The 25,853-nt window shown below is 61.6% G+C and carries 25 protein-coding genes and 1 tRNA gene; 8 read left to right on the top strand and 18 right to left on the bottom strand.

What is annotated here, in order from left to right; all coding sequences use genetic code 11:
* Nucleotides 1-87: 87 nt before the first annotated feature.
* The 10 genes from ACFQ50_RS03155 to ACFQ50_RS03110 all read right to left on the bottom strand — a co-directional run bounded on the left by ACFQ50_RS03155 (nt 88) and on the right by ACFQ50_RS03110 (nt 11,129).
* On the bottom strand, nt 88-651 hold the full coding sequence (locus tag ACFQ50_RS03155) for a hypothetical protein (RefSeq protein WP_377994061.1): 564 nt from the start codon (nt 649-651) through the stop codon (nt 88-90).
* Nucleotides 652-1,064: 413 nt separating this feature from the next.
* Entirely contained in the window at nt 1,065-1,595 is a 531-nt protein-coding gene (locus tag ACFQ50_RS03150) for a hypothetical protein (protein ID WP_377994060.1), read from the bottom strand.
* 752 nt (nt 1,596-2,347) lie between these two features.
* Nucleotides 2,348-2,857, bottom strand: a complete 510-nt coding sequence (locus ACFQ50_RS03145; protein WP_377994059.1) for a single-stranded DNA-binding protein — start codon at nt 2,855-2,857, stop codon at nt 2,348-2,350.
* A gap of 60 nt (nt 2,858-2,917) precedes the next feature.
* Nucleotides 2,918-4,075: an ArdC-like ssDNA-binding domain-containing protein gene (locus ACFQ50_RS03140; protein WP_377994058.1), complete on the bottom strand. Its 1,158-nt coding sequence runs from the start codon at nt 4,073-4,075 to the stop codon at nt 2,918-2,920.
* An 88-nt stretch (nt 4,076-4,163) separates the two neighbouring features.
* A complete protein-coding gene (locus ACFQ50_RS03135; protein WP_377994057.1) occupies nt 4,164-4,673 on the bottom strand; it encodes a hypothetical protein in 510 nt (169 codons plus the stop codon).
* Nucleotides 4,663-6,471, bottom strand: coding sequence for a type IV secretory system conjugative DNA transfer family protein (locus tag ACFQ50_RS03130; RefSeq protein ID WP_377994056.1), 1,809 nt, complete (start codon nt 6,469-6,471; stop codon nt 4,663-4,665). The genes ACFQ50_RS03135 and ACFQ50_RS03130 overlap by 11 nt, the downstream gene beginning before the upstream one ends.
* An 8-nt stretch (nt 6,472-6,479) precedes the next feature.
* A complete protein-coding gene (locus tag ACFQ50_RS03125; RefSeq protein WP_377994055.1) occupies nt 6,480-7,694 on the bottom strand; it encodes an ATP-binding protein in 1,215 nt (404 codons plus the stop codon).
* 239 nt (nt 7,695-7,933) lie between these two features.
* Complete coding sequence (locus ACFQ50_RS03120; protein ID WP_377994054.1) at nt 7,934-9,439, bottom strand: SCO6880 family protein; 1,506 nt, start codon at nt 9,437-9,439, stop codon at nt 7,934-7,936.
* Nucleotides 9,432-10,829 (bottom strand): hypothetical protein, encoded by a 1,398-nt coding sequence (locus ACFQ50_RS03115; protein ID WP_377994053.1) that lies wholly within the window; start codon nt 10,827-10,829, stop codon nt 9,432-9,434. The genes ACFQ50_RS03120 and ACFQ50_RS03115 overlap by 8 nt, the downstream gene beginning before the upstream one ends.
* Nucleotides 10,830-10,841: 12 nt before the next feature.
* Entirely contained in the window at nt 10,842-11,129 is a 288-nt protein-coding gene (locus tag ACFQ50_RS03110) for a hypothetical protein (RefSeq protein WP_056345693.1), read from the bottom strand.
* 279 nt (nt 11,130-11,408) lie between these two features.
* Here ACFQ50_RS03110 and ACFQ50_RS03105 point away from each other — a divergent pair, with 279 nt between their 5' ends.
* Entirely contained in the window at nt 11,409-11,693 is a 285-nt protein-coding gene (locus tag ACFQ50_RS03105) for a hypothetical protein (protein WP_377994052.1), read from the top strand.
* Between the two features lie 251 nt (nt 11,694-11,944).
* Entirely contained in the window at nt 11,945-12,130 is a 186-nt protein-coding gene (locus ACFQ50_RS03100; protein WP_377994051.1) for a hypothetical protein, read from the top strand.
* A gap of 401 nt (nt 12,131-12,531) precedes the next feature.
* Here ACFQ50_RS03100 and ACFQ50_RS03095 read toward each other — a convergent pair whose 3' ends face one another.
* Together ACFQ50_RS03095 and ACFQ50_RS03090 are read right to left on the bottom strand one after the other, a co-directional pair.
* The gene (locus ACFQ50_RS03095) at nt 12,532-13,473 is read right to left on the bottom strand and encodes a hypothetical protein (protein WP_377994050.1); all 942 of its coding nucleotides are present in this window, start codon (nt 13,471-13,473) and stop codon (nt 12,532-12,534) included.
* A gap of 545 nt (nt 13,474-14,018) precedes the next feature.
* Nucleotides 14,019-15,443 (bottom strand): AAA family ATPase, encoded by a 1,425-nt coding sequence (locus ACFQ50_RS03090; protein WP_377994049.1) that lies wholly within the window; start codon nt 15,441-15,443, stop codon nt 14,019-14,021.
* A gap of 594 nt (nt 15,444-16,037) precedes the next feature.
* Between ACFQ50_RS03090 and ACFQ50_RS03085 the strand changes: the two genes are divergently transcribed.
* Nucleotides 16,038-16,298, top strand: a complete 261-nt coding sequence (locus ACFQ50_RS03085) for a hypothetical protein (protein WP_377994083.1) — start codon at nt 16,038-16,040, stop codon at nt 16,296-16,298.
* A 450-nt stretch (nt 16,299-16,748) separates the two neighbouring features.
* Here the strand turns inward: ACFQ50_RS03085 and ACFQ50_RS03080 are convergent, their stop codons facing one another.
* Nucleotides 16,749-17,864, bottom strand: a complete 1,116-nt coding sequence (locus ACFQ50_RS03080; RefSeq protein ID WP_377994048.1) for a C40 family peptidase — start codon at nt 17,862-17,864, stop codon at nt 16,749-16,751.
* A gap of 1,859 nt (nt 17,865-19,723) precedes the next feature.
* Here ACFQ50_RS03080 and ACFQ50_RS03075 point away from each other — a divergent pair.
* Nucleotides 19,724-20,047 (top strand): ArsR/SmtB family transcription factor, encoded by a 324-nt coding sequence (locus ACFQ50_RS03075; RefSeq protein ID WP_377994047.1) that lies wholly within the window; start codon nt 19,724-19,726, stop codon nt 20,045-20,047.
* Here the strand turns inward: ACFQ50_RS03075 and ACFQ50_RS03070 are convergent.
* Nucleotides 20,001-20,504, bottom strand: a complete 504-nt coding sequence (locus tag ACFQ50_RS03070) for a hypothetical protein (protein ID WP_377994046.1) — start codon at nt 20,502-20,504, stop codon at nt 20,001-20,003. The two genes, ACFQ50_RS03075 and ACFQ50_RS03070, sit on opposite strands and share 47 nt — an antisense overlap.
* Before the next feature lie 41 nt (nt 20,505-20,545).
* Nucleotides 20,546-20,887 carry a hypothetical protein gene (locus ACFQ50_RS03065; RefSeq protein WP_377994085.1) on the bottom strand — a complete coding sequence of 114 codons (342 nt, stop codon included), beginning with the start codon at nt 20,885-20,887 and terminating at the stop codon, nt 20,546-20,548.
* Between ACFQ50_RS03065 and ACFQ50_RS03060 the strand changes: the two genes are divergently transcribed.
* The 3 genes from ACFQ50_RS03060 to ACFQ50_RS03050 all read left to right on the top strand — a co-directional run bounded on the left by ACFQ50_RS03060 (nt 20,876) and on the right by ACFQ50_RS03050 (nt 22,029).
* Complete coding sequence (locus tag ACFQ50_RS03060) at nt 20,876-21,331, top strand: winged helix-turn-helix domain-containing protein (protein ID WP_377994045.1); 456 nt, start codon at nt 20,876-20,878, stop codon at nt 21,329-21,331. The genes ACFQ50_RS03065 and ACFQ50_RS03060 overlap by 12 nt on opposite strands.
* A 44-nt stretch (nt 21,332-21,375) precedes the next feature.
* Nucleotides 21,376-21,591: a helix-turn-helix domain-containing protein gene (locus ACFQ50_RS03055; protein ID WP_076797906.1), complete on the top strand. Its 216-nt coding sequence runs from the start codon at nt 21,376-21,378 to the stop codon at nt 21,589-21,591.
* A gap of 192 nt (nt 21,592-21,783) precedes the next feature.
* Nucleotides 21,784-22,029: a hypothetical protein gene (locus ACFQ50_RS03050; protein ID WP_076797907.1), complete on the top strand. Its 246-nt coding sequence runs from the start codon at nt 21,784-21,786 to the stop codon at nt 22,027-22,029.
* Nucleotides 22,030-22,046: 17 nt separating this feature from the next.
* Here ACFQ50_RS03050 and ACFQ50_RS03045 read toward each other — a convergent pair whose 3' ends face one another.
* Both ACFQ50_RS03045 and ACFQ50_RS03040 read right to left on the bottom strand, forming a co-directional pair.
* On the bottom strand, nt 22,047-23,177 hold the full coding sequence (locus tag ACFQ50_RS03045; protein WP_377994044.1) for a tyrosine-type recombinase/integrase: 1,131 nt from the start codon (nt 23,175-23,177) through the stop codon (nt 22,047-22,049).
* 88 nt (nt 23,178-23,265) lie between these two features.
* A tRNA-Leu gene (locus tag ACFQ50_RS03040) sits at nt 23,266-23,347 on the bottom strand.
* Nucleotides 23,348-23,553: 206 nt separating this feature from the next.
* Here ACFQ50_RS03040 and ACFQ50_RS03035 point away from each other — a divergent pair.
* Nucleotides 23,554-24,159: an ANTAR domain-containing response regulator gene (locus tag ACFQ50_RS03035; RefSeq protein WP_306922492.1), complete on the top strand. Its 606-nt coding sequence runs from the start codon at nt 23,554-23,556 to the stop codon at nt 24,157-24,159.
* 162 nt (nt 24,160-24,321) lie between these two features.
* Here ACFQ50_RS03035 and pyk read toward each other — a convergent pair whose 3' ends face one another.
* A complete protein-coding gene (pyk, locus tag ACFQ50_RS03030; RefSeq protein ID WP_377994043.1) occupies nt 24,322-25,842 on the bottom strand; it encodes a pyruvate kinase in 1,521 nt (506 codons plus the stop codon).
* Between the last annotated feature and the right edge of the window lie 11 nt (nt 25,843-25,853).

Genomic DNA, 25,853 nt, shown 5'->3' with positions numbered 1-25,853 from the left:
CCTTGGCCCGGAGGGGGGGTCGCGCGCGCGAGACGGCAACCGTCCAACAGTTTTGGACGGTTCCTCCGCGTAACCCCATGCAGGTGCTCATTCCGTGGGAAGTTGAAACCATTCGGGCTCGTATTCCATCTGGCACCAGTCCCCCACCAGGGTGCTTTCCACTTCAAATCCTTCAAGTCTTTGTATCCAATTAAGCCGCTTCACTACTTTCGCGTAGGGGCGTCCCCGAAGGCCCTTCCACTTTGTTCCGTGGATGGGGATTTCCATTGACCAAGTCTCGGTGTCGAGGCCTTCGAGTTTCATCGGAACTGTCGGGTCAAGCGGCCCACCCACAACAGGTATCAACGTCTTTTTGGAGGTTTCGATTTGCCAGGCAACTTCTTTGACCGAAGCAGCTTTATGACCCGTGTTCGCCAAGTGCACGTCAAGTTGCCACTTGGGGTTACGCGGTTCCTGCCCGTCCATAGTCACGGAGCATTGACCCGAAATGGAGACCAGAGGTCTATCGCGTCGACCAGTAAGGTACTGCCACAGAAGACTCAACCCTGCCAAGATGAGGGCCACTGTCGCCACGATGTTGGCGTACACCGGGGCGAAATCGCCAGCGTTCTGAGTCTGTTCCGGTGCAGTTTGGAGTATCCAGGAAATCATCGTCGAACTATCTCATAAAACCATCGCCCGGCAGACCTCCGGCTACGTCTTACCCCTACGGTGTCGCACGCGTGTAGCGCGGGGTCGTCAATAGATTCTTGACGCTGCGACAGACAACACAAGCTCGGGTCTTGCTACGGATGCCATCAAGGCCTAAAAACATCCCGTCCACCCTAATGGCGATTAGGGCGGACGATTGGGGCCGGGTGAACGCAGTATGGCTCAATCCACACCGTAGCCCTCCACCCAGGTGTCGCCGGCGTCCCGGCACTGGTACTCAGGCGAGGAAGCCCGGATGACCTGGCATGCGGCGACACCGCCAAGCATCAACCCGACGGCCACAATTACGCGGATGAGTCGCCTCCAAGGCGGCCCTTGGGTTCTTTTGTCCGCGGTTTCCATACTCCCCCCGACTATGGTTTCGACTCGAGGTCTGACCTGAGAGTAGTCAAAACGTCAGCCAGGGTAGAGGTGACGTTGGCGCGGTTCCCCTTCAGCGGGAAGTCCAGCACCAAGCCACCCTCGTACACCGCGGTAAACCTCAGGCGCTCCGGTTTCGCAGGCAGGTTGAAAGGGGCGGCGCTTGTAATAGTCACAGACGTGATGGAACTACGACGGAGAACTTGGACAGCAGGCGCAGTGTTTCCGGCCGCGGAGAACGCCGTGTGGAACAGCAGGCCCTCGGAGAAGACAACAAGCTCGCACTGCTGAGGGTCCTCTTCCGCACCCGCCTCCGGGGTTATACCGGCTACTGCAAGCAATTCCTTCTGCTCAGGACCGAGAGCGGCGGCAAGGGCTGACAGCGCAGCATCAACATAGTTCTTGGATGCCGGCGGGTTGCCGAACTGGCCGCCGTATTGGTACAGCTCGTGCTGGAATTCAGCACTGGAATCCTCGAATGCCGTAAAAAGGCTTTCCGCTATGTCCTTCGGTGTACGCGACATGTATCCCCCACTATTGAACCTTGGTTGGAGCCGGTTGGATCGGCCCAGAGTGGAGTCTAACCAGTAGCAATGACTCCTCCTCGCATCAAACACTGTGAGGTGTCATAAAACGGTAACGATTGACCAGCGGCACTATCGTCATGATTCCCTTTTTGCCGGGGGCTCCGCCAGCTCGCGCTTGGCAGGGGTCCCGGACGTCCTGGGCCCATGCTAGAACGGAGAGCACGGCCTCTCGCAGAAATTCGGCTAAGTTCTCCCAACACTCGCGTGCAAGCTCCAAGAGTAGGCGCTGTAGGTATTGGGGGCCGGCGGCGATCTCGGGATGCTTGTCCGCTCTGTTACGGCATCAGAGCGATGGAGTCGCCGGAGGTGCTTTCCCCGGCCCCCACTGCGCCGCTCGTGTCCTCTTCCAGCTCGGGCCACTGGTGTCCTCGGTACTCCGTCCGTACAGGCGGGGGGCGCTAGGTCAGGCGGCATCGAACAGCAACTTTCGGCTGTGCCCGCCCCGCCTATAAGCATGACGAGCGCACCTGCTGGAGGGTCGGTGTCGCGCGGCGCCCGGACGTAGGCAGTCTCCCGAGTCCGAAGCCCCTCTTCTGCCTACGGGATCAGTTCGCATCCGAATCATCTGCTGTTCCAGGGCAGGTTGCACAGGTGCCGCTTAAACGAGGAATCGGAAGGCAGCCAAGCTTGCCCTCCGATTCCTCGTATTATCAGGCCGCGGGCGCCACGATCCAGCTCACTGGCAGCGGTTAGAAGCTGATCTGATTCCCTGCCGCTTGGCTTTTATGAGGCAGAAACACAGGAGGCTTCAACGAGACGTGGTACGCCGGTACCTCAGGTTCTGTCGGGGCCACCTCGCGCCCAGCTTGAACCTCCGGAGACGGCGCCGAAGCTGCAGCATGCGACGCACGCTGATAAGCCGCCGTGCCAAAGCGCAGATCGGGGCCGATCGTATCGGCGACAATTCGGCGGGCCTCGCGTCGCTCGCCATCCTTCTCATAGGAACGGAACTCCAGCTCACCTGCGACGGTGACCGGGTCACCCTTCTTCAGCGAAGTCGCGGCGTTCTCTGCCAGCGCTCGAAACGCCGAGACGTTGTGGAAGACGGGTTCTCCGTCCTGCCACGTGCCGTCCGCCCCCTGGATTCGCTGATTGACAGCGACCCTCAGTTTGGCGTGGGCCACCCCACTTTCCCCGACGGTGAGCTCGGGGTCGGCAACTAAGTTGCCCGCGATGTTGATCGGGATCTTGGTACCCATTTACTTCTCCTTTCAGGAGCCAGCGGGACTCTCCCGCCAGACAGATAGATGCTGTCGTCCTCAGGGGCCAGCCATCACCGGCCCATCGGTCGACGTTGGTCGCCCCACCCCGACGTAATTCGCTGTCGGTTCCAGCCGAGGGTCGGCGTCGACAGCGGTGAACTTTCCGCCGAATCCCGGCGGGTGCGTAATTTCGAGAATTCCTTTGCTCGCAGCAGTAACGCGACCCAGTACCGACTTCGCGATGTCCACACGGGACTCAGGAAGCTTGCTGCCCGTCTCTTGGGAGATCGCATCCTTCTCCGCGTCGAGGACGGCGTCAGCCCAGCCGGCCAGATAGGTTGCGGATTGTGGTCCCCGATCAATGCCATGAGCTCGAAGCACCGTGTACGCCACGGATTCAGCCTCTACCTCAGCCAGTCCGCGGTGATCGGCACTGCTCCCGTAGAGGCGTCCCAGCCTGTCATCGGGCCCATGGAGCAGCACGTGCCCGAGCTCATGCGCGAGGACCGCTGTTCGCTCTTCAGTGCTGAGCCAAGCACCAACCTGTACCCGGTGTTCGGCGAAATCCGTGAAGCCACTGGTCAGCCCATACTGCGCATCCGTGACGTCGACGTTGAATCCATGACTCCTCGCTACAGCTTCCAAAGAACCCCATAGTTCGGCGGCATCAACGCTGGAGCCGAGGCCCCTCGGCACCAGCAGCGGAGTACCCTGCGTCTGCGAGACGTCGAAGACTGCCTGGCCGCGCCAACCCGTTATCACGGTCTTTTTTCCATCGTCGACGGCGCCCTGCGGCAACTGATCGCCCACAGGCACGCGCTGCCGGCTGCCGTCGGGAAGCACGACCTGCTGGACCCGCGCCGTGCGCGGAGCGATCACCCAGAGTGCATGTTCACCCTTTGTCACCGTACGGCCGTGGCGGGCCCACTCCTTATACCCAGCGACAAGGGTGGGTTCCTCGGTGCCACGTTGGGCCATCTGCATCATGAGCAGGGCGACGTTGCCGCCCGAGTATCGCCACAAAGTTGACGAGGCGTCCAGCAGTACCTGCCAGTGCGACGTCGACTCCACAGCCCTCTCCAGGATCCTTTGGAGCCCCTCGGTCAAAGTGGAGATGCGCTCTTCCGGTGTCATGCGCGTGGTGCCGGACACCTTGGCGTCAGCCGGGACATCGGCCGTAACGGCGCTCCATGCGTCTTCAGGTTTAGGGGCCACGACAGCCGCCTTCCTTGCTCCTTGGGAATCCGCCGGAACCTCTTTGCGGATACCAATTCATGTCCTCGGCTGCGCCAGCAGCATGACTTCAGAACTCGTCGACGAGCTGGTGTGCGGCCCCCTGCCACTCGATAAACTCCGGCGTGTCCGTCGGGAGGATTCTCGGCGTCGGGTCCTTATGAGCCTGCAACCCGACACAACCGGCAGTCCTGGTATGAGTCCGCAGACGTTCGACGGCGTGGGGCAGCCTTTCGTGAAAGGCCAGGGGTCCGAAACCAGAATCGTCGCTGCCGTATGAGGCGAGTTCCGCCCGCTGCAGCGCATAGAGTTCAGCGACGATCTCAGAGTGCCGCCACCAGCAATCCGGCACCACGGAGGTCGTCAGCTGATAGGTGGCCACCAGCCAGCGGACCCATGCCGCCAGAGCGGTCCACACGCTTCGGGCTTGCTCCGCGGTCAACTCACGCCAGCGATAAGTCCCGCCGGCGGTCCGGCCAGGTGGGCGCAACGCAGAGCGAAAGAGCTCCGCGGTCAGCTCGTCGTCTTCCCCGCCGGATGAGGGGATCTCAAAGTGTTCGACGTCGTCACTACTGATCATCGTTCACCTCATCTGCCGCTTGCTGTCGCAAGATATGACCGTGTGCCAGAGCCTGTTCGACCTCCCGTTTGGAGCGACCAAGCTCTGCGGCGTCCTTGCGCTTGTGCCATTCCCTCAGATCTAAGAGGATCGGGCGGCTTCGTCGGCCGAGCATGAGCGCCGTGCCTACCGGTAGGCGACGGATCTCATGGAGCGGCAGGACCGGGCTTTCTCGGATTTGTTCTCCGTCCTGACGCCCCTGCGCGGACCAGGACCGGGTGTTGAGAGTGATGCTCCGCTCCCCCAGCAGTCCAGCGAGGGAGCGTAGATCACGTTCGTCGGAGCCGCCTCCGAAAATCACCTTGATGATGGCGGAATCCCAGATGGTGGCCGCCTCATCGACGGACCAGCCGGTCCGTGCCTGGGAGAGGGACTGCAGGACGACAAGAGTGGAGATCCCGATGCCACCGCCATCAGAAAGTACGATGGGCAGCCCCGGCCACGGAGCCAGGTTGGCAATCTCGTCAAGGATGAGGGACAGCGGCGGGTCGAGCCTGCCTCCCGGCGCCACAAAGGCCATCTCCCGGGCAGCATTGTCGATGTCGTCAATCAAAGCCGAAAGATACGGGCCGGCCGCTGCAGCTCCCGCCCGCGTGCCTATCAGGTAGAGAGTGCCGCAGTCCCGAATGAACTTCTTGGGTTCGAATTCCTCGGATTCGTCCCGGGGGTCAAGAGCGGCGAGCACTTTCGGTGAGGACAGCGGCGCGACGGCGGCCGAGACACCGATCCAAGAGTTGGAGGTGTTCCTCGGGTCGTCCTCGAGGATGCCCATCAAATCTGCCTGCCAACCCAGCGCTGCTTCCTTGCGGCTGAGGACGTCGAGTGCTTCCCGTGCCAGCACCGGGCTGGATGACCAGCGCCGAAATGCCCGAACTCCTTCCCCGGACAAAGCGGCGGCATGGAGAAGGCACTGCAGGATGATCAGCGAGCGCTTCTGCCACGCGGCATTCTCGCCTTTCATCTCTGTGTCCGCGGTGATGACGAGGGCGCGGCGCGTGGCGATGTCCGGGTTCTCGCATCCCCGCACCGGGGACCACCGAAGCGTTGACGGCAACCCGGACATGCCCTGCGGGTCGAAAACAGTGACCGGTCGGCCGCCGGTGGATCGAGCTTTCATTGTGACTGCCAGGTTGTCAGCTCGTGTGGAGGTGGTCACCACAGCGCCGGGGGCATCGAGGATGGCATTGATGATCACGTAGAGGCCCTTGCCTGAGCGAGGAGCACCCTGGATGACCATCGACTCCTCGGTGGAAACGTGGATCGTTACGCCGCGAGAGCGACCCAGCGTCCAGGCCACGTCCTGAATCCGTGGTTTGGCCAGTCCTGGCCTTGTGACCTTTCCCCGTCGTCGAACAGCCCTGCTTCCGAAGTCCTGCTGAATTTCTGCACGCCGGGCGATGCCCTCCCGGTTCAGGATGTCCTGACGTAGCCACGCGCCTGATTGCTTCCACCTCCGCCACAGCCCAACCGAGCCAACGGCGAGCGCGGCCAAGGTGAGAAGCACTGGCCCAACGATCCACCAGATGGCGCCGGTCCCGACGTCGCACTGGTTCGGCTCACGGATGATCCAATCGATTCGGCCGGCAAAAAGCCCGACGACGGCTGCAGGGTTGAGTGGCGACGGCCTGCTGCTGCCGCAGCGCCACGTCGTAGCAAGATTTGCAGCGACCTGAACCAGGAAACAGAGACAGATGTAGCCGGCCGCGGCAACAAGTCCGGCGGTAAGGAGAGGGTTTTCGGTGCCTCGACGGGAAGTCATGGGTGGCCTCAGAGCATCCGGGCGTCGGTGCCGAATACTTTCAACTCATCGGTCGTGACCCGGTTGGCCACAATGAAGGACCGGTTTCCTACTTTCCACAGTCCAACGCCCTTGGGGAGGTTCTCGACGTGCTCACACTCAGCCTCCGATAGCCCAAGTGCTTCCTTGGTGAGGCGCATGGCATCGTGCTTTTGCCGGTAGATGATTCGTGTATCTGCTTCGGTGAGCAGGCCGAGGGCCTTCTGTCGGTGGCCGCTGGTGCTGTCGCCGATCTCGTTTAGGTCTGCCACCTTGTGCATGATGAGCAGATTGGCGATGCCGTACGTGCGGGCCAGGCGCCACTGTTCGCTCATTTTGGCGAGCATGTAGGGGTCTGCCAACATTCGCCAGCCCTCGTCGTAAACCACCAGGCGTTTGCCGCCGTCGGGATTGGTGACGGCGGCCTCGAGCCACGTGGCTCCGCACGCGGCCGCGAGCGCCAGTGCTTGCTCGGAGGCGCCGATAAGTGCCGAAGTGTCCATCACCATCATGGGTGCGTCGGCGTCGAAGGCGACGGTGGAGGGAGCGTCAAACATTCCCTCCAAGTCGCCGGACACAGTGCGCCGGAGCGAGTGGCTGACTGCCAGTCCTCCGTCCTTCCCTACCAGACCGATGGTTTCCTTGGACGGATTCAGCAGGTGGTCCAGCACCATCGGCAACGTGGGATTCGAGTTCTCGGCGACGGTCTCTGTGAGCGCCATGTCCAGGGCGGTGTGCTCCACCGGCCGTAGCGGCATACCCTGCCGCATCAGAGAGACCAGCGCCACCAGCAGGTAGCGGCGCCGTTGACGAACCACCGCCTGCCACTGTGCCTCGCTCAGGGCGCTGGAGCGCGGACCGGCATCGAGCGGATTGACGCGGGCTGGCCGGCCTGGGCCTACGGAAATGACCTTGCCGCCGACCGCGTTGGCAACTGCGACCCATTCGCCCTTGGGGTCGGAGGCGACTGCGGCTTTCCGTCCAAGGGTTATGGACCTAGCGACCAAAGACTTTCCGCACATGGACTTCCCGGTCCCGACGGTTCCTATGACTACGATCGAGGGGCCGCTGATTACGCCCTTGTCGTAGAGAATCCACGGGTCGTAAGAAAACGCCCCCGAGCCGAAAACGTCCGTACCGATGTACGTTCCCTCATGCCCGAGTCCTGATTCGGTGATAAATGGGTAGGCCGCTGCGAAAGTCATTGTGGATGCCCGGTGTGGTGCAGGGCGCAGGCGATGAGGACCGCGAAGAGACTTCGGTTCTCGGCTCCCCCAGTCGCCGCCGCGCTCCGTCCTGTCCAGCCGGGAGCCAAGCTTCTCGCTGAGGTTCTGAATCAGGGACCCGGAGACCGGGCTTGCGCTGGCGTCCTTTAGCCGTGGTCCCTTCTGCCGCTGCTGCTTCCCGCCCGACGGCATGTACTGAACGGCATGCATTGAGCGCTTCATCTCAGACCCCGCCCGAACGGCAGGGCCCCTGCCACGAACGCTGCCCATTGCTGGCCAGCCAGCAGCCGCAATTCAACGAACGCTCCTGCGGCGGCCGACTCCAGCTCTTGCCTGTACCGGGCGAGATCTTCAATTGTCGCGCCCGTGATGGTCACGTATGCCGCTGGCCGCACATCCCCGTGGCCCGCGACGATCTCTTCTTCGCGCTGTGCGACTTCTTCCTCCTCAGCCTTCTGCTCGCGCGTAAGGGGCCTGTCGAAGCGCGTGTTGATCCGTCTCCGGGTCTCATGCGCTTCCTGGGCAGAACGAATATCGCGGAGTGCTTCGGTTGTCGGCACAGTCCGGATCACCTCGGTCACCGTATGGCGGAATTCGCCGACATAGATAAGGGGGTGAAGAAAGCCGGGAAAAACCTTCTGCCGCGGCCATTCGGCTATCCAAAAAGTTTGGTGAAAGCCTGTGTCCGTCCGCACATACGTCCAGTGCTCCTCGACCGCCATGGGCGCAGCGAGGACGCTGGAAGCCATGGGCTCCGGCTCGTTCTGACCCTCCGGTTCCATTAGAGCGCCGGCTTGTTGCCTGTCCGTGGTTGCTGCGGATGCTGGATCAAAGGCAGCCCGAACGATGTTGAGAAGGCCTGCCTCCGGCAACCACTCTTCGACGCTGACGCTGTGTGTTCCCAAGGCGGTAGACATAGCCTCAACTTCCAGCCGCAGTACCCGTTCGACGCCGAGGACTCCCGCGCCTGCCTCCCGTATCCGACGTCGGGCCTTGGCAATGTCCACAACGATCGTCAGCAACAGCTCATGACTCATGGCGGAACCAGCCGCAGCGATCAAATCCTCGTACGAGCGCTCGCCCCAGCTTCGTTCGTCGGAGTCACCGGTTTGCCGGCGGACTGTGCCTTCGTAGAAGTCACGAAGGGCCGAGGAGGGATACGGGACTGTGTAGTCCTGAACGGCGATCCTGGCCACGCAGCCCCGCTGGGCCAATCCTGCCTGTACCCTGGACCAAGCCTGCACGGCCCAGGCTTTATCGTCGCCGTCCATGAGTGCGAATGACTTGGTGCTGCAGCGCAATACGGCAATTGCCTCTTTGCCGCGGGAGTCCATTATGAACGACTCCCCGCGGGAAGCGCGGCGCAGCTCCAGGTTCCCCAACCCGCCCGGAAGAGCCAGCCGCCCAGCAAGGACAGGCCGCTCCGGCCGCATCAGGTAGCGCGTCTGTTTGGCGGCCAACCTGTAGAAGAACAGCACGGCTTGGCTGATCCACACTGGGTAAGGAATCCGTGAGTACTGCAGCAATCCGAGAAGTATCAGAACAAGCCATAGCGGCCCGGACGTGAAAAGGCCTACGGGTCCGCGCACTGCCGAAGCCACACTGCCCACGAGAACACCGGCCGCGAGCAGGAGCAGTTGGTACCATTTCAGGCCCATGAACAAGCCGCGTCGTTCGTACCGCGGGAATTTGACGGGCTCAAGAGTTCGCGAGTTTTCAGACATGGGAATCACTGTCAATCGGAGGTTTGGCGGTGGTTTGAGGGCGGATGGGGGAAGGCGGCGTAGCCGCATCCGGAGAAGCAGTGGCAGCGGTAGGCGCCTTCGAAGCCGGGGACTGCGGCCCTTCCCTTATGGCACCTGGCGGCGTTCGATTACCGGACGCTCCCGGGTTCCAGTCCGGCTCGCTGACGCCGCGTCGCGCTCGCGGAAACGATGCACCCTGAGCCGATGTGCCGCCGTCGAGCATTAGAGCTGTGGGGTTCCCACCTGAAGTGCGGGACGGCGTAGTGCCCATCAGTTGCTCCGGCAGCGGGACTCTTGGCGGCAGCGCCCGAGTGGGAAACTGAGCCCGGCTCGACTGAACCGGCCGGTTTGCGGCCGAGCGGCTGGCCAACGCAGCCAGCGTAATGCGCCCACCTGTTTGACGGCTGATCTGCCGGGCAGCGAACCCGGAGCTTCGAGAAAGGACATGCCCGCCGCCGGCGGTTTGGGCGGCTGCCGCCAGCTCGCCGCCGGCGAAACTCACGAGACGCAAAGCCATCAACGGTGCGCCGCAGGCCAGGGCCATGCCAACGACGCCGGCGGCGAGTCCGGCGAATGACTTGGACTCGGCGAAAAGCTTGATGGCCACGGCAAGCACCGTGGCGGCGAGCGGCTTGGCGATGAGCAAAGCTACCACAATCTCGCCCCACCGGCGGGCCCACGATTGTGTCTTCTCCCAGGGCATCAGCATGAGAGCCACGGGAGCGACGGCGGCGAGCAGGATAAGGGCGAAAGACCGAAAGATCATCGAACACATCAGGATGAAGGCCAGAATCCAGACAACGATGACTGCCATCGCCGTCACGACCACGGCACCCCCTGCGCCCCCACTTGTACCGGGGGCCAACGAGACAACGTTCCACTCTCTGCCCGAGCCGGCCGGAGCTTTCTCGAAGCCGAAGAGCCGCATGAACAGGACGTAGGGGTCGGTAGCCAAGGAGTCCAGGAGCGCGGTTGCGGCCAAATCTCCGACTTTCGCGAGCTCCCGGACCAGGTAAACAGCGCCCGCCACCATGGGAACCGCCGCGGCACCGCCAACCAAGGCCCGGATCAGACGGCGAGGTTGCTGGCTGATGAGGCCGGACAGCAGCTGGAGGATCATGGCAATGACGAGTGGTGTCATCATGACGACGACCCACCAGTTCGTCAGCCCCTTGACGGAGTCCCACTGGGAATCGTCAATGTCCGAGGCGCCGAACGCACCAGTGATGAATGACCAGATCCAGGAAGCGACGTTCTCGAGAATGTCCGCAAAGAACGCCGTGATGGAACTCTGGACACCGTCGTTCGCCTGCGAGACGAGACCGCAGCCGGGCGGCCACCATCCATTCAGATCGCACTCAACCGGCATGACCGAGTGGGCCTAGAATCCGAGCGGGAACGCCGTCTGGGACCAAAGAATGTAGCCGTTGATACCTCCCAGGATGGCGGCCACAGGTCCGGTCCAGAGCAAGATCATGCCGCCGCCGGAAGCCAACCGGGAGGACTGGCTCAACTTGCCAGCCAGGAGCATTGCCGCTCCAATGATGGCCACGATCGCGATGACGACGAAGGCTCCAACCAGGATGCCGCCGCCTATCTGTTTGAGGGACTCAAGAAAGGGAAAATCAGCGTTTGGCGTGATGCCAGGATCCACCGCTGCGAGAAACATTGCACGCTCCGTCTGTCGACTTCCATGGGGATGAGCAGATTGGCTCACGACTTCATGGAGGTGGTGGGGCCGCACAACATGACTTGCACGTCTTGCCCATTGCCTGCCGAAGCACCGACCACGGCCAGCGCCGGCTTTGTCGTACCCGTGCGGATCGCCAGATCTGATCACCACCGCGGTGCACGCTATGACATCAATGGGGCAACTGGCGCCTTCGTGCGGCTCTGACTTCCTTCTGCTTAGGAGTTCGATTCGAATATATGTTCTATACTTGTGTCCGTGATCAAGAGCGGTTCCTCAGACGACATCGAGCGCATGATGGCGCGTATGGATGCCGACAAGACCCGGCCGATCGATGATCCGGCCCCGGTCAGAGACTTTCCCAAGTATGGCCGGCCACTCGTCTACGTCAGCGGCATCTACGGTAAAGCCGTGGCCTGGACCCACACCTACGGACTGATTGAATGGCTAGATCCGTCCGGCAAGTACCACATGGGTTGGGCACACTCATCAAGCATCAAGCGCGTGACACCGGAAGAGTGGAAGGGCAGCAGCCGACTGTAGGTTGGAGAATCCGCGTTTCGCGCATCCTGACTAAGGCCCTTGACGTCGAGCCGATGCTGAGCGCACGAGATCCCTGCCGGGCCGCTCCCACCAGTCCATCAGGCGTTTGGGGAGTATACTCGCTCGGCTCTGTCAGTCGGTGGCCCATCCCCTGCTGACGATCAGGTAGCTACTACTGCATCAGTCAGCTTCGGCTTCACGCGCTCGCCTGTCTCAAAACTAACGATGACCGCTCGATTTTTGCGAGAAGGTTGCAAGACATACTCGGCGAGGCCGTCGACGACCCCGGCTCCGGCGGCGCCGCCGTAACCGCCCTGATCCACGTCCTGATCGTGCTCGGCATCCTGCCCATCGACGCCGACGCCGAACACGCCGTGCCGGCGCCCCCGTCCTCGACGACGCCGTCCGCCTCCTCGACGTTCTGGCCTATGAACTGATCCACGCCATCGACGACTGCGTTTCCGGCCATGACGGGCGCTTCGCCAAGATCGCCAAAGCCCTCGGCCTTACCGCCCAAGATGACCGCCACCGTTGCGGGCGAGGAGCTCCACGCCAAGCCAACGAGATCGCCGTCAAGCTCCGAGCCTACCCGCACGCCGCCCTCTTGAACCCCGCGCCGGGGCCGAGGGCCCGAAGAAACAGACCACGCGCATGATGAAGGTGGAGTGCGCCGCGGGCTCCTGCTACAAGGCCTGCATGATTCGCCAGTGGCTCGAAGGGTTCGGTGCCTCGATCCGCCCTTGCCACGAAGAGCGCATGCTCAATGCTTAAGGCGCCACCCGTTATTTTAAGAAAGCAGAAGCCCACAGTGACTCGCTGAGGGCTTCTCTTTGGTCTCCTAGCCGAAACGCAATTCCCGCCTTTCCTCCGCGAGAACCCTGGTCAGTTCGGATTTTCTTTGGCTGATCGCGTCCAGCTCTTCCCGCAAGTCCCGGACGATCCTGTCGCGGGTGTCGGCGGGAGCATCTTTATCGTTCTGTACGAAATCGATCTTGCTAGTTAGCTCAGCTATCTTTGCGTCCAACATCTCAAGCTCATTTGTGAGGGCAGCAAAGCGCTCACGCCCCATCCGGTACTGTCGGCTGTCCCTTATGGACTCTGCCGATAGGTCGCTGAGCCGCAGACGGTCCTCTCTCTCGGGCTTAGAGTTGCGCTGCGCTCTCTCCAGCCGACCGAGACGGGTCACGATTTCAGTAAGCGCGGAGGCTATAGCCTCGTTGGCACCGTCTCCCGGCCCGGCGTTGGATATGGCGGTGAAGGAACCGTGAGCCGTCAGTGGCGAGCGGATCTGATCGCTGTGGTCCGCAAGCCATTCGGCGGACGCGGCAATGGACTCCTTCGCTGCTTCAACTGAGGCCGGGTCCGTCAGGTCGTAAAAAATCACGCGCTGGTCCACAACATCAAAGGGAGGCGACTGCCCCTCTTTCATGATCTGGATAACTGGCCGCTGGTATCCGTGGGCAACGGCGAGCTCGTAGAAAACGTTAGGGTTGTGGTCCGTGAGGTCGGCGACAATCAGTTCACTGTTAACGATCCGATCGATCACCTGCGTCGTGATGGAGTCCGGAGCGTTCTCGTCGTCCGCCCGAACCACTTTCCACTCAGGCTCAAGGAACACCTTCTTAATCAGGTAATCCAAGACAAGCTTGGCGGCTCGGTGCTCCGGCGAACTTGGCTTGCCTATCGGTGAGATGACAAAGACCGTTTTTACGCGAGCCCCATCCACCGTCTGCCCGTTTGATTTTGCATTTGAAGCCGCTGATCTGCCGTTCGAAGCCACGCCCACCCATTCCGTTCCTAAAGTTGTGCACGAATCATAACTGATCCGCCTCGCCGGGCCACGTAGTACCCGTGCCACTCAACCTCTGGCGGGCGCCGGACTCCGTAAGCGGAGACCCAGCAGGAGACGTGCTGGCCGTGGTCGTCCGACCATGTAACCACGACCTCGTCGTCGGTCCATTGCTCGGCGTATCCATGCCTAGCGTGAAGGAGACGACGCCGTTCCTCCGACAGTCGGCGTTCCAGCCGCTTCATTATTGCCAAGCCCTCTTCCAGATTACCTATCGCGATAGGCTCAGCATGAGCAACAGCATTGCGCAAATTAAGGAGTAGTCGAATGTCAGACGAGAGCCCGGCATCGATCACTCCACCGCGCTCAACACGACTATCACCGCTCCGATAGGCTGGCGCCCACGAGACTTCTCTCCGGCGCGTAGGGTGAACAATTCACTCATTTTCCTGGGACAGTCCTCGACTTTCGCCCATTCAGTCAGAAAATTCGCTTCAGGGCCTCTAACTCTTGGAAATAGACCTTCCTCAGGCCTCTCACTCCAAGTCCTCTTCTCTGATTGAGAGCTCCTCATTGGGACCGGAGCCCGGCTCTGAGTTCTGCTTCGTGCCTTCATCTGCGGGCGACTTCGACTCGTAGGATCTCCAGCGTCGCAGCGTGCTGGCCGTCTCGTCAGCTAAAATCCTGAGGCCGGCCGCTAACTTCAACAGGTCCGCGTAGGAAGCCGCGTCCTTTTCCTCTTCGGCAAGGGTTATGCGGAGGTACGGGCGCAGGTGAGGGTCGCTGAATGCGAATACGTAGCGTCGCTTCGTTCCCCTGCGAACTAGGATTTTTCCGTACTTTTCCTCCGCCAACTTGCCGAGCGAAGAGTGCAGGCCCGGACGCGACTCGGAGTACGCAGCTTCCCAGAGGTCCACCACCTCCGTTGCAGTCCAGACCCGCTCGGGAGACTTAGCTAGGAGGCCTAAAATACGCCTTCGCGGCTGGACATCTCCGCCCGCTTCGTACGCCAGCCGAATACGTTCTGCGTAGGAACTGGAAACCGCCTTCGCCGCCCGCTTCAGGGCAACGTCGAGGCTCACGGGAGTCACTGTGTCCTCGCCAGCTCGCCGAGTGGCCCGTGCGATCTCCAACCCCAACAGGTGGGCAAAGTAGGGGAAACCATCGCTGTAGAACACGAGGTGTTCTACGAGCGAGTCTTCAACGTTGATATCAAGTATCTGGAAGCCCCGCCGGAGTATCTCAGCGATCTCGTCATCAGGCATGCGGGGAACCCCTAGCTCCGTCGTCCGCCTGCCATAGGAGCGTGAATCCCCCAGCAGTGTGGCGGCGTCGGATGCAATCCCGATAACGACAAATTTGAAGTCCCGGCCTTCGGAACGTCCCGCACGGTCGGAGAGGATCTCCATGCCTTGGGCGACTCGCTCCCGAACCGCAGGGTCTTTAATGTTCTGGAAGTTGTCTAGGACTATCAGCCATTTGTCAGCCTTGTCCATCGCCTCGGTAAGGACGTCAAGCGCCGCCTTGTCACGGACCTCGAATGTTTTATCCTTGCCCGTTTCGCCTTTGAACTTTCCGGAGAGCTTCGTAATCCAGGGCACGCCCCCTTCTGCCGTGACCTCCACTGAGCCCGAGACTTTGACCGTTCGGCTTATCTCCTTGACGTCGACCATCTGACGGATCGCGGCCTCCAACATGTCGTCGTAGGACATCCCGGTACTGCACTCGACGAGAACATAATCCAGCACTTCGTCCTCCGCCGCGTACTTCAGGAGGGAAGACTTACCGACGCCAGTATCGCCGTACAGGAGTACCTGACCGCCGCGTTCCCGCAGGGCATCCTGAAGGCTGTCCTGGAGGCCCGGAAGCCCTTCCAAGTCGGGCTCATTCCTGCGCTCAAACATGTCCGGCGTAACGATGGTCCGGGGCGTGAAAACGTCTTCGGGATAGCGAACTTCCATCCCTCGACAATAGTTGAATCTCGGTCACGCGACTTCACGTGTCGCAAGGAGCTCCCGCCGTTCTCGCTGCCTACTGGGTTGGGTTAACTTCCCACCGAGATAAGGCTGACGCCTCCGCCCTGTGCTCTTAAGACGAGCCCATGACAGGTGGAGAGGTGGCAGCGACGGCGCTGGCCGGAAAAGTTCACCGGGACGTCCAATTCCCATTCGCGTCCAAATCTCGGAGTCTCGAAACCCTGTGGTTACGAGACTGCGATGAGCTCCGGCTGGGGATCTTCACGGGAGAGATGATCGGGCGGTGCCGGTCCCCACGCCACCCCTCAATGGGTTGCAACCTCCGAAGGAGCCTATTCTGAGGGCATGGCGCAGTCCGGTGAGATGATTCCCTCGGCGCTTCACCCACCACTAGAGGTGGTGCTGGCGAAGGCAGTGAAGAGTGTACCTTGGCCTGACGTCTTGCCAGATGCTTTTGAACCGAAGTTTGACGGCTACCGAATCTTGGTTTTTCGCGACCGCAAGCAGGTGAGGTTGTAGTCTCGTCAGGGTGAGGAGTTGACGGGGTATTTCCCCGAACTCGCGGCCGCAGCCAACGACATGATTCCTGTCGTTGGCTGCATTGTGGACGGAGGCCGCGGTGTAGAGGACGGAAGGCTGAGCTTTGAGTTCCAGCAACAACTCAGCGTCGGAAAGAATCGGCTGGGAGCCCTGGCCAACGAATGCCCAGCGAATTTCGTGGCGTTCGACATCCACTGCGCAGCCGGCCATGATGCTAGGAGCCTACGGCTGCCGGAGCGCAGGGCACTGATAGAAGCGGTCGCCACCAACTGGACTCCCCCACTTTCCCTATCCTTTTGACCACGGACCTGGCGTCGCCCTGCAGTGGTTCAATGATCTCCCCGCGGCGGAGCTGGAAGGCCTGATCTTTAAGGGCGACTCCAACCATATTTGGGTGGTCAACGGATGTCGCTGAAATGTCAGCGATGGTCCCAGATGGACATTATCTGCGTCACGGTAGTCGGAGCAATCGACCGGCCGACGGAGAGATTCTTGTACGATGACTGAAGCCTCCTGAGGGTCATCGCCCTTGGCTTGGCCGGCCACGGTAAAGGGAAGCACAGTAGACCGGTTCAACCGTGATGCGTCACCGGTCGCTATGACGCTCGTGAAGCCGCTTATGGTCGAGGTATCCGCGGACAGTTCCTGATCGGGACAAGCCTTCAGGAATGCCCTGCGCTTCATCAGGGTTCGCCCGGAACTTCCGCCGGAGGAAGTTCCGCTCGCGCGTTGTTGACTCCTGTGGCAACTTCACCTCAAAAGATCGAAGTATGCGGTATCCGAATTCCAGGCGACCGGATGCAACAGGGTGCCCGCCGCCGGGTTCAGTGCGCTGTACATCTTGCCGTCGCCTGCGTAAATGCCAACGTGTCCCCAGTTGTTGGACCCCTGCGCGTTCTGGACGACCAAGTCACCTGGCTGTGGGGTGCGAGTCCTAACGCCCACCCTCCACTGCTCCACGCGCGGCAGATTGATTCCTACTTGCCGGTATATCCATTGGACGTATCCCGAGCAGTCCCACGCCTTGAATGCTGTCCCGCCCCAAACGTACCTGCCCCCGAGACCTGCTTGGGTGAACCGCAGGATGTCCTTCCGGATCGGGGTGAGATTCGCGTGCTGTAGGGCCGGCGTGGAGGCGTCGGGCGCCTCGATGCAGCTACTTGTGGCCACACCATCGCTGAGCGATTCGACGATGGCGGAGGCCTGACGCTCCCACCGGGCATACAGCTCAGGAAATGCTGAAACCTGGACCGCCTGTGCAGCCTGACCTTTACTCATAAACTGCCAGCCCGGAATGTCCAGCAACCCTTGAGGGCTGCCGTGATTCGGCCCATTCGGACCGCCATAGAACGCTCGCACGTTGTATGTCGGGTCCATTAGCTGCTCGACACTCCCCCAGCCCGCCGCCGGACGTTGCTGGGCGGTGCCAAGGGAATCGTGGTCGCTGCCGACGCCGTCATGGGGAAAGCGAAGGGACGCAGGAACGTTCGAGTTGGCCAGGACCCTAAGGCTGGACTCCTGCAGCGCCATCATGATCGCAACGATCTGGCCATCACGAGGCACACCCAACTGTTTGCCGACGGATATGTACCCCCGCGCAACGGCGGCTTGTCGGGGGGACAGCCCGGCTGGCGCTTCACTGCCAGGAACGATGTTCACAGGGACTGCATCTTCGGTGGCCAGGCCACCACTCGTCCCCTCCGGCGGGCAGGCGAACTCCGCACTAACACTGCCCATGCCGAGCACCGCCACGCAGGCCGAAAACGCAACAGCACCCACCATAACAAGGGTTGTAGCTGCGGCCACCGCGGTCCGCAGAATCACACGGCGCTTGACCAGGGACGCAAGCAAGGCTGGCGCCGGCATCAGTAAACGATCCTGCTCGCAGCGGCGTAGAAGCCGACGACAACGCAGTGATCGGCGGGAGCCGTATCAGCCGGCGGACAGTTCATCATGACGCTGACCGGCGCTGTGTACGCGTAGCGGGAAGAACTCGTTTGGTCCAGGACCCGTAGGGCAACGGTGCACACGTGCAGTCCCGCCCACGGCGCAGGTCGCTCCCTTACCTTGGCCAACTCGACGTCGCACCGAAGAGACTGCACCACCGCACTCCGATGCGCCTGCTGCCCAGCCAAAGAGGCATAGCTTCCAGCATTGATCCCAGTCGCTTCGAACTCCTGCACAAATACCGCAAGTGGGTTGGATCCATCCGGCAGCACGTTCCACCAGTTGCGAAGCTTGGCGTAAACCTCTGAGTAGGACGCCGTCCGCGTATCCCATGTATAGACCGCCTTCGCGGCCACCGCGGCGAGCTTGCGGTAATCAGCAGTCCGAGGCGCGTCACCGCTCGCGGTGCCGGGGACCGGCGCTGGCGGATCAGTCCGTGGAGCAGTAGAAGGCTTGGTCGATGGCTCAGACGTTGGTAATGCCGGCATTTGCGGGGACGACGGCGCTGCCGGCACCTGCGTGGGACGCGGTGCGAGGAATACGGCGGCAGATACCGCCACAGCAGTAATCACTATCAGCCACCAATGACGCCTGCCTGGACCAGAGTGGAACCCTATCCGCGATGACCACATATCTGCCTCCTCACCTTACTCATGGCGAGATGACTGGCCCGCAACATGATCAGCCAACAGACTGCATCGCGGAACGGATGATCCTCCATGAGGTTTGATAAAGCCTTCGGGCGTGCCCGATCTGGACGGCAACATAGCGCTCGGTCACACCAAGCTCTGCGGCTAATGCCCCCAGTGCTTTGGCCCGTTCTAGCCCACGCACTCCCGGACGGACGACAGCGGCGGCAGTTCGGCGAAGCGCCACCGTTGGCAGGCAGGCCGCAGCCTGCTCGCACAGGTCATAGATGCTGCAGACAGCCGTCGGCTCAACCTCTAGAGCCTTCTCTACCGTCCTCGCCGTCTGCCGGACCAGTGTCACGGCATGCCACCGGCGGCGGTCCTGAGGCGAGGGCGGACCATACCCTCGAGGTCCCGTCAGACTGCCAACGGCAAGTTCCCATATTCCACCAGGAACGCTGGAACGAGTCAGTTCTATAATCGTCCGGGCCCAATCCTGATCGATGACCCTGTCAGCACTCCGATTCCCTGCCCGGTCCATACTGAGAAAGGCTGCGGCAATGCCCGACGCCGCCCCTTCGCCACCTTCCGGATCGACGAGGAGCGGGAGTGTTTGATGGCGTAATTCCCGACGGATGTAAGCGGCGCAGACATGGCAGCAGACCCCCTGAACCCAGGCGGTGAAGGGAACACCTGGCAACTGCCGGTACCGGCCCCGCCCCACTCCATCCCACACGGCGACCCTAATGTCCTGCAGCACGTCGTCCGAGTCGCAGGCCCGGCCGATGCGGGACAGATGCGATACAACGTAGGGACGCATGCTATCAACGGCCACCATGATCTGATCCACGGGAACGGTGGCTGCAGGGCCTTCCGGAGGCCTGCGGAGGGAGACATCAACGTCAAACTTGATTTCTTGATCTTGTCGGGCTTGATCTGCCCTGGTTTCGAGCCGCATGGCCTTCACCGCTTTGAGTAGATAATCCACTAAATTCGGCGCCCAGCGAGTCCGGCGCCTCAATGTGGCGGCCAATAACCAAAGCCAACCACGACTACAAGGAGACTATGGAAACTATTGTCAAAGATAACTAAAGTATCGTCAAGACTGCGAGTCTTACTTTTCTTGGAGCGTTCGACAAGAATGGTCCTATGCCTAGGATTACGCAGCCTCACGACGACGCCTGGTCCGCCGACGTCGAGGCTGCTGTGGCCACGTTCGGCAACAGAGCACGGAATGAGATCCTGCGCTATCTTTCAGCGCATGGCCCGGCAACCAGAGGGGATATCGTGGCGGCGGTCAGCGCCGGCGAGCCAAGCGTCGCGAAGCACCTGCTTGCGCTTGAGGACGCTGGCGCGGTTGTAGTCGACGTAGAACCCGGGCGGCGGCACGGCAGGTCACCCCGATATTCAGCGAACCCAATACGGATCAGGGAGCTTCTGGCCGCCCACCTTGAGTATCTTCTGGAGGACTAGCGGCAGCTTGCTCGACCTCGGGATGCCGCCCAATGTCCTTGTTCAGATATTCAGAGATAGCCCTCAACGTCTCAGGCGACACGTCCCCCAGGGTCCGGGCGGCGAAGGACTTCACTCGAGCCGCCCTCAGAGACTTAACGAATTCGAGCTGCGAATCAATGCGCTCGGGCAGCTCGGTGTCGTTCCCGAGCAGATACGACGGATCGACCTTGAAGATGCTGCACAACCCCGCGAGCAAAGCCGGATCCCTGACCAGGCGGCCTGTTCCCTCTTTCATATAAAACCAGCGTGCACGGGACAACTTGATGCCCCTATCCGCGAGCTCGGCCTGAACTTCCCTGAACGTCAAGGGCTTGCCCCGTTCGGCCACCGCAGCATCGAGCAGCAGATTCAGCCGACGTGCCAGCTGGGCCTGCGGGGACAGTGCATCACCACGCCCAGACTCGGCACCCCACATGGACCCCTCCTCGATCAGCAACCGGGGACCGGCGGTGCCTGTCAGTACCCGCGGCTCCCCTCCGCCCCAGTATTCCCTGAGCCGTTCGAGTCGGCAATCAACTGCTCAATCCGGGCGTCCAGGTAAGACACCAGCACGAAGCCTGCCGACGGCGGAGCTGGTACGTCCCGAATTCCCGGAGCAGCCAGATCCTGGCAAATCTGTAAAACGGCCCGCGGCAGCACGCGGTGAGCATCCACCTGGAAGCAAACTTCCGTAAGGACGTCTCTCAGCGCGCGCAAGAGCTCTACCTGCTCTCCCGTTGAACCGTGGTGCCAGTAGCGATCCGCACCGAGGATTCGGGCCGCCTCCCGGAACGCTGTAATTTGCGGATGATCCTGCATGTCGTACCCCTCACCCGTCAGGAGGCACGCCGTCACCTGACTATCCGATTCCGTTCACGATCATTTCCACGGCGCGCCTCTTCCAACATGATCGCGTCGAGAGTAACCTGCTGCTGTAGACCCGTCTACAGCAGCAGGTCCCGCACATTCTTGGGTTGTGGTCTCTCCATGTCGAACATCCTGATGAACCGAACGCGAAGCCAAATCATCCGTTTCCTACTGCGAAACGGCCCATCAACCTGCGGTCAGATCGGTACTGGGCTTCGCGCGTCACCATCCACCATTCGCCGACAGCTGTTGCTCCTGCGGCAAGCCGGCTTGGTGCAACACTCGTCCAGTCAGTTCGACGCCTGCGCCGAGCAAGTCCAGCGGCAGGTTGAGGCCCTCGCAGAAAGCTTCACCGGCACCGTCATGCCGCCCCTTGGCTCTTCCCCCATGAACTAGGAACCGAGCTGGCCATCGTGCTGGCAAGCACGACGGAGACCCTTATGACCTCACTTCCAGAACGCAGTCACAACACCGAAGCCGCGGATGAAACATGGCTGACTCCCAAGGAAATCTGCGCGCAGCTACAGATCCCTGAGCAGACTTTCTACCAGTGGCGTGCCAAGCACGTCGGGCCGCGGGCCTATCGAATCGGCCGGCATCTTCGAATCAACCGCAGCGACTTTGTCGCCTGGCTCGCCCTGCACGCCGAGGAATAGAGCCCGAACCCTGGACGACGAACAGCGGGCCCATGTCCCGAGGAACATGGGCGCACCTCATGGCGCCCCAGGGGCCGCCAGTAAACCTCCCTTCGATAATCCCGGTCATGCAGCCGGCGGTTACTGGCTCCATGAGCTAGTGCTGGACCAAACAAGGGGCAACGCCGCCGTCGACGAAGGGACCGAAGCAGCATGAAACTCGAATTCTTCGAACCCGCCGAAGCTGCTTCGGTTCTCAAGTGTTCCGAGGCGTGGCTCCGCGACGGGGCCACAAAAGGCGAGTTCCCCCATTCAGTCTGGGGCAAGGGGAAGATCGTGTTTACCTCGGTCCACCTGAAAGAGATTGCCCAGTTGCGCGAAGTCCGACGCACCGCTCAGTCGCCATCATCCGTCCGAGTCATTGGGAGCCGGGCGCAGGCTCGCCAGAAATCCTCGTAGACGTCGAACGTGCCGGACTAACTACGCCAGATCACGGCAGATCTCTCGACAGCGTCAGCGGCATCCTGGAGGGCTTGCGGCATCAGGTGGCCGTAGACCTGCTCCGTCGTACGAGTGGAAGCGTGCCCCAGCCGCCGAGAGACCGTGAACAGGGAAACGCCGTCCTGGATCAGCCAAGATGCATGGGTATGGCGCAGATCGTGGATTCGCGGCGACTTGGTCAGTCCGCGCGCTTGCGCAGCATCCACCGCGGGGACCCAGTAGTGATGCCAGTAGAGCTTGTGAATGATCCGCTCACCCTTGGGGGTCGTGAAGAGAAGGTCGGTCCCGGGCCGGCTGGCCACCAGCGGGACGAGGATGTCCACCAGGTGGGGATTGAGCGATACCGTCCGCTTCCCGGCACCCGTCTTGGTCGCGCCGATGTAGTACTCCGAATTCGCGCCGCGTTTCCATGCCTTGTTGATCCGGATCGTCGCCGGCTTGGACATCAGATCGACGTCAGCCACAGTTACGGCAGTCGCCTCTCCAAAGCGGAGTCCCGTCATCACCAGGAACTCCGTAAATGCCTTGTACCGCTCACCCATGCACTCGAGGATGAGCCCGAATTCAGCATGCGTCAGGAACCGGGCCTCGTCCTCCGCCTTCTCGCTGGACGGAAGCTGGACACGCTGGCACGGGTTGTCCTTCCGGTAGCGCAACATCACAGCCGTCTCCATGGCCCCATAGATCAGGGCATGGTTGTTCTTGATCGTCTTGGGCGACCTGCCCTTGGCCTGCATCGACTTGATCCAGTGGGTCACGTGCCGATAGTCGAGCTTGTCGACCGGGATGTGCCCTATGACGTCGGCGATATGCAGCTTCAGCATCGTTTGATACGTGTGGACCGTCCCTACGGACGGTCGCACGAGCAGATCGATGTGTTCTTGAATGACGGCCGCGACAGTAGGGGCCTTCGTCTGGTTCTTGACCATCGCGTGCTGCGCGATTTCGAACGATTGGTCGTTCGCGTCCAGGAGCCGTTTCAGCGTTTGGGCCTCGGCGGCGGTGGCGAAGGTGATTCCTTCTTGCTTCCGCGTTTTCGGGTTGCGCCAGCGGACTGTGAACGAGGTCGATCCGTCTGCCTTTTTACGCTCCCAGATGCTGGCCATGGGCAAAATTTTAGGCCTGGTGTGCACAGAAAACGAGCTTTTGTGCACACCCTCACGGCCAAATAGCCCCTGACCTGCGCAAATACTGTGCCCGAGGTGGGACTCGAACCCACACACCTTTCGATACCGCATTTTGAGTGCGGCGCGTCTGCCAATTCCGCCACTCGGGCGCGGAGTACACGGAGTAACAATCGTAAGCTCACAGCTAAGTGTGATCAACGCAGCCACTACCAGTGCGCGGAATTACTCTACATGCAGATAGGCTAAAACCCAGAATCGCGCCACCGCCGTCGCAACAAGCCATGCCGATCCAAGTACAAGCGCGGGGCCCAACTAAGATAGTCATAGTCCCGCCGTACCTTTTCAAGGAGATCCCGTGTCAGAACCGACGGAGTCAAACAAAACGTCCCAGCCCGCGCGCCGCGTCGTCGTGGCCGAAGACGAAACCCTCATCCGCCTCGACATCATCGAAATCCTGCGGGGCGAGGGCTACGACGTCATCGGCGAGGCCGACAACGGCGAGAAGGCCGTGCAGCTGGCCGAGGAGCTCAAGCCGGACCTGGTCCTCATGGACGTGAAGATGCCCGTCATGGACGGCATCTCCGCAGCCGAGAAGATCGTCAAGGCACGCATCGCCCCCGTGGTGCTCCTGACCGCGTTCAGCCAGAAGGAACTCGTGGAGCGCGCCCGCGATGCCGGTGCCATGGCCTACGTGGTGAAGCCGTTCACGCCCGCCGACCTGATCCCCGCCCTGGAGATCGCGCTGTCCCGCCACGAGGAGATCAAGGCCCTCGAAGCCGAGGTCACCGACCTGCAGGAGCAGTTCGCCACCCGCAAGCTCGTGGAACGCGCCAAGAGCCTGCTGACCACCAAGATGGGCCTGACGGAGCCGGAAGCCTTCCGCTGGATCCAGAAGACCTCGATGGACCGCCGTCTCAGCATGCGCGAAGTGGCCGAGACCATCATCAACCAGGTCAACTAACGCCAAGAAGCAGCAAGTAAGGAGGGACCCCGGCATCGCGCCGGGGTCCCTCCGTTTTCCGCGCCAAAGAGCCAAAAAAAGCCACGGAAACCAAGAAAAACCAAAAAAGAGGATCCCCGCCACCAGCAAACCGGTAGCGGGGATCCTCCCTTTCAGGTCAGGCTACTCAGCGGGACCCGCTGCAGCCTTGTCCTTGTTCTTCTTCTTCTTTTCCGGCCACGGGCCGAGCTTTTCCTTCTTCTCGGAAGCCTCACCCAGGCGCGGGGTGTCGGCGAGGTCGCCCACCTTGTGGACCTTCAGCGAGTTGGTCGAACCCGCCTTTCCGGGAGGGGAACCGGCAGCGATGACCACGAGGTCGCCGTCTTCCACCAGGTTCATGTCCAGCAGACTGCGGTCCACCTGCGCGGTCATTTCATCCGTGTGGCCCACCATGGCAACCAGCTGCGGCTGGATGCCCCAGGTCAGCGCCAGCTGGTTCCACACGTGCTCCACCGGAGTGAACGCGAAAACCGGCTTGATCGGACGGAGGCGGGACAGGCGGCGAGCCGAGTCACCGGACTGCGTGAACGTACAAATGTACTTGGCGTCCAGCTGGTCGGCGATTTCGACGGCGGCACGGGTGATGGCGCCACCGCGGGTCTTGGGCTTGGTGCCCAGTGGGGGGACGCGCTCCAGGCCGTGCTCCTCGGTGGACTCGATGATCCGGGCCATGGTCTTGACCGTCTCGATCGGGTACTTGCCCACGCTGGTCTCGCCGGAGAGCATGACCGCGTCCGCGCCGTCGAGCACTGCGTTGGCGCAGTCGGAGGCCTCTGCACGGGTCGGGCGCGGGTTGTCGATCATGGACTCGAGAACCTGCGTGGCCACGATGACCGGCTTGGCCCAGCGGCGCGCCAGTTCGATGGCGCGCTTCTGCACGATCGGCACTTCCTCCAGCGGAAGCTCCACACCCAGGTCGCCGCGGGCAACCATGATGGCGTCGAAGGCGTCAATGATCTCGTGCAGCTGGTCAACGGCCTGCGGCTTCTCGATCTTGGCGATCACCGGTACGCGGCGTCCCTCTTCGTCCATGATTTCGTGGACTCGCTTGATGTCCGCGGCGTCACGCACGAAGGACAGTGCAACCATGTCCACGCCGCGGCGCATGGCCCAGCGCAGGTCGTCCTCGTCCTTTTCGCTCAGTGCGGGGACGTTGACGGCAACACCCGGGAGGTTGATGCCCTTGTTGTTGGACACAAAACCACCGACGGTCACCTTGGCGACAACCTTGACGTCGTCCACCTCGATGGCACGCAGCGCCACCTTGCCGTCGTCGATCAGCAGGGCGTCGCCCGGGTTGACGTCCTCGGTAAGGCTCTTGAGCGTGGTGGAGCAGATGTCCTTGGTGCCGGGCACGTCCTCAGTGGTGATCGTGAAGATGTCCCCCACGGCCAGCTGGTGCGGACCATCGACGAAGCGGCCCAGGCGGATCTTGGGGCCCTGCAGGTCAGCCATGATCGCCACGGCCTTGCCCAGGTCGGAGGCGGCCTTGCGGACATTTTCATAGGTGTTGTCATGCACGGAGTAGTCACCGTGGCTCATGTTCATGCGGGCTACATCAACGCCGGCTTCCAGCACCGCGAGGGTGTTTTCGTAGCTGGCAATGGCCGGTCCGAAGGTGGCCACAATCTTTGCGCGTCTCATATACCTACCCT

Origin of the sequence: Arthrobacter sp. NPDC056493 (assembly GCF_042795115.1) — a bacterium.
GTDB lineage: Bacteria > Actinomycetota > Actinomycetes > Actinomycetales > Micrococcaceae > Arthrobacter.
This window is presented reverse-complemented; position numbering and strand designations above follow the sequence as displayed.

What these genes read in the sequence shown, in the direction of transcription:
- ACFQ50_RS03155 (WP_377994061.1), bottom strand. Translation starts at nt 651, where the DNA reads ATGATTTCCTGGATACTCCAAACTGCACCGGAACAGACTCAGAACGCT.
- ACFQ50_RS03150 (WP_377994060.1), bottom strand. Translation starts at nt 1,595, where the DNA reads ATGTCGCGTACACCGAAGGACATAGCGGAAAGCCTTTTTACGGCATTC.
- ACFQ50_RS03145 (WP_377994059.1), bottom strand. Translation starts at nt 2,857, where the DNA reads ATGGGTACCAAGATCCCGATCAACATCGCGGGCAACTTAGTTGCCGAC.
- ACFQ50_RS03135 (WP_377994057.1), bottom strand. Translation starts at nt 4,673, where the DNA reads ATGATCAGTAGTGACGACGTCGAACACTTTGAGATCCCCTCATCCGGC.
- ACFQ50_RS03130 (WP_377994056.1), bottom strand. Translation starts at nt 6,471, where the DNA reads ATGACTTCCCGTCGAGGCACCGAAAACCCTCTCCTTACCGCCGGACTT.
- ACFQ50_RS03125 (WP_377994055.1), bottom strand. Translation starts at nt 7,694, where the DNA reads ATGACTTTCGCAGCGGCCTACCCATTTATCACCGAATCAGGACTCGGG.
- ACFQ50_RS03120 (WP_377994054.1), bottom strand. Translation starts at nt 9,439, where the DNA reads ATGTCTGAAAACTCGCGAACTCTTGAGCCCGTCAAATTCCCGCGGTAC.
- ACFQ50_RS03115 (WP_377994053.1), bottom strand. Translation starts at nt 10,829, where the DNA reads ATGCCGGTTGAGTGCGATCTGAATGGATGGTGGCCGCCCGGCTGCGGT.
- ACFQ50_RS03110 (WP_056345693.1), bottom strand. Translation starts at nt 11,129, where the DNA reads ATGTTTCTCGCAGCGGTGGATCCTGGCATCACGCCAAACGCTGATTTT.
- ACFQ50_RS03090 (WP_377994049.1), bottom strand. Translation starts at nt 15,443, where the DNA reads ATGGAAGTTCGCTATCCCGAAGACGTTTTCACGCCCCGGACCATCGTT.
- ACFQ50_RS03085 (WP_377994083.1), top strand. Translation starts at nt 16,038, where the DNA reads ATGATTCCTGTCGTTGGCTGCATTGTGGACGGAGGCCGCGGTGTAGAG.
- ACFQ50_RS03080 (WP_377994048.1), bottom strand. Translation starts at nt 17,864, where the DNA reads ATGCCGGCGCCAGCCTTGCTTGCGTCCCTGGTCAAGCGCCGTGTGATT.
- ACFQ50_RS03075 (WP_377994047.1), top strand. Translation starts at nt 19,724, where the DNA reads ATGCCTAGGATTACGCAGCCTCACGACGACGCCTGGTCCGCCGACGTC.
- ACFQ50_RS03070 (WP_377994046.1), bottom strand. Translation starts at nt 20,504, where the DNA reads ATGTGGGGTGCCGAGTCTGGGCGTGGTGATGCACTGTCCCCGCAGGCC.
- ACFQ50_RS03060 (WP_377994045.1), top strand. Translation starts at nt 20,876, where the DNA reads ATGATCCTGCATGTCGTACCCCTCACCCGTCAGGAGGCACGCCGTCAC.
- ACFQ50_RS03065 (WP_377994085.1), bottom strand. Translation starts at nt 20,887, where the DNA reads ATGCAGGATCATCCGCAAATTACAGCGTTCCGGGAGGCGGCCCGAATC.
- ACFQ50_RS03055 (WP_076797906.1), top strand. Translation starts at nt 21,376, where the DNA reads ATGACCTCACTTCCAGAACGCAGTCACAACACCGAAGCCGCGGATGAA.
- ACFQ50_RS03050 (WP_076797907.1), top strand. Translation starts at nt 21,784, where the DNA reads ATGAAACTCGAATTCTTCGAACCCGCCGAAGCTGCTTCGGTTCTCAAG.
- ACFQ50_RS03045 (WP_377994044.1), bottom strand. Translation starts at nt 23,177, where the DNA reads ATGGCCAGCATCTGGGAGCGTAAAAAGGCAGACGGATCGACCTCGTTC.
- pyk (WP_377994043.1), bottom strand. Translation starts at nt 25,842, where the DNA reads ATGAGACGCGCAAAGATTGTGGCCACCTTCGGACCGGCCATTGCCAGC.